This is a genomic window from Pseudomonas sp. DW-iso17 (genome assembly GCF_058725345.1).
In genome coordinates this window covers 57,427-59,561 of record NZ_JBZXEA010000007.1, presented here as the reverse complement: position 1 = coordinate 59,561, position 2,135 = coordinate 57,427, and the positions used below count along the sequence as shown (strand labels likewise).

Sequence of the window (2,135 nt, the reverse complement as noted above, 5' to 3'; positions counted from 1 at the left end):
CCAAGTCCGGACCGCTGTGAGCCGAAGCCACAGCCAGAGCCTTGTGAGCCGAAGCCAAGTCCGGACCGCTGTGAGCCGAAGCCACGGCCAGAGCCTTGTGAGCCGACGCCAAGTCCGGACCGCTGTGAGCCGAAGCCACGGCCAGAGCCTTGTGAGCCGACGCCACGTCCAGACCTGTGTGAGCCAAAGCCGCGCCCGTCCCCGCGTGAACCCAGGCCACGGCCTGAGACCCGCGAGCCGACGCCACGTCCAGACCCGTGGGAGCCAACGCCACGCCCGAAGCCGCGTGACCCTCGGCCACGCCCGAAGCCGCGTGACCCTCGGCCACGCCCGGAGACCCGCGAGCCGACGCCACGTCCAGCCCCGTGGAAGCCCACGCCACGCCCGCACCCGCGTGACCCTTGGCCACGCCCGGAGACCCGCGAACCGACGCCACGTCCAGACCCGTGGGAGCCAACGCCACGCCCGAAGCCGCGTGACCCCCGGCCACGCCCGGAGACCCGCGAGCCGACACCACGTCCAGACCCGTGTGAGCCAACGCCACGCCCGAAGCCGCGTGACCCCCGGCCACGCCCGGAGACCCGCGAGCCGACACCACGTCCAGACCCGTGTGAGCCCATGCCGCGCCCGAACCCGCGTGAGCCCCGGCCATGGCCGGTGACCCGCGAGCCGACGCCTCGTCCAGATCCCTGTGATCCGCAACCGGATCCTTGCGAGCCGAGAGCTGCCAGTCGAAACGATCAGTCGGCGTATTCAGCGCGGTCTTGGAACGGGCGCCATTCACCGGCAGCCGCACGCTGAATACGTTCAAGTAGCGTGCTGCTTTTATAAGTAAAAAAGTCGCGCTGATTGCTCGATTTAAATCGAGTCTGTTGCAAAATCAAATCATGTATTACGCAGTGTATAAGTGCAAACAATCAGCAATGGCTTGATGTTCGTCAGTAAAGCGGGTGCTGTGATACTTATATAAAGATTGGTTTGTCGGGTAATTAATTTTCTTGGGTTGTGAATGGTTGAATGGGTGGGCGGTTATGCACGGACTGGCCGTAGCGGCTCGGAAGGGGAGGTTGATCGACTTAAAGATTTGAATGGCTATTAATGAAGTTGGATGTCTAGGAATTCACCGGTGACTTACGTGTGAAGTGTTGTGTTGTTGTTTTTAACTAACTGAGAAACGTGATTATGATCAATGCAAATACACCCGCTGCAAATTATTATGTGCCCACACCGAACGCGGCCCCTCAGCCGTCTCAGGTGCTACGTTCTGGCAATCCAGCTGAAAGTGAGGCTGCCAGTTTCCTTCATCGCGACGCGAACTTAGCAGGCGACAAACAAGCCTCAACAAACTCTCAATTGCTTAATCTTTCTGCTCCGCTGATAGGGGCACGCACTCATCAGCAGCGAATGTATGGATTGAGTCTAAACTCGGGGCTGCTTCGACTTGGAGACATCCATTCCGGCAACGTGGTGACGGCCCGTTGCTATCCGATGGCAGAGGAAAATACCAAACCCACTCCTGAGCCCCGGCCAAACGGCGGTACCAAGCCGGCAGCCGATCAGCCCCAGCCAAACGGCGGTACCAAGGGGGCAACAGATCAGTCTCAGCCAAACGGCGGTACCAAGCCGGCAGCCGATCAGCCCCGGCCAAACGGCGGTACCAAGCCGATAGCCGATCAGCCTCGGCCAAGTGGCTACACCACGCCAGTAAGTGATAGGCCCAAGCCCAACATCGACACCACGCCAGTCGGTGGTAAGCCCAAACCCAGCGTCGACACCCTGCCAGTCGTTGATAAGCCCAAGCCCAACGTCGGCACCCTGCCAGTCGTTGATAAGGCCAAGCCCAACGTCGGCACCCTGCCAGTCGTTGATAAGGCCAAGCCCAACGTCGACACCCTGCCAGTCGTTGATAAGGCCAAGCCCAACGTCGGCACCCTGCCAGTCGTTGATAAGGCCAAGCCCAACGTCGGCACCCTGCCAGTCGTTGATAAGCCCAAGCCCAACATCGACACCCTGCCAGTCGTTGATAAGCCCAAGCCCAACATCGACACCATGTCAGTCGTTGATAAGCCCAAGCCCAACGTCGACACCCTGCCAGTCGTTGATAAGCCCAAGCCCAACATCGACACCATGTCAGT

General features: G+C 60.2%; 1 protein-coding gene and 1 pseudogene. One reads left to right on the top strand and one right to left on the bottom strand.

What is annotated here, in order from left to right; genetic code table 11:
* Window positions 1-187, bottom strand: a 187-nt coding sequence (locus AC4PS6_RS05980) for a hypothetical protein (protein ID WP_492180751.1), incomplete at its 3' end; no start/stop codon positions are given.
* A gap of 995 nt (window positions 188-1,182) precedes the next feature.
* Here AC4PS6_RS05980 and AC4PS6_RS05975 point away from each other — a divergent pair.
* Window positions 1,183-2,135 (top strand): annotated as a pseudogene (locus AC4PS6_RS05975) (M10 family metallopeptidase C-terminal domain-containing protein); the annotation flags it as partial.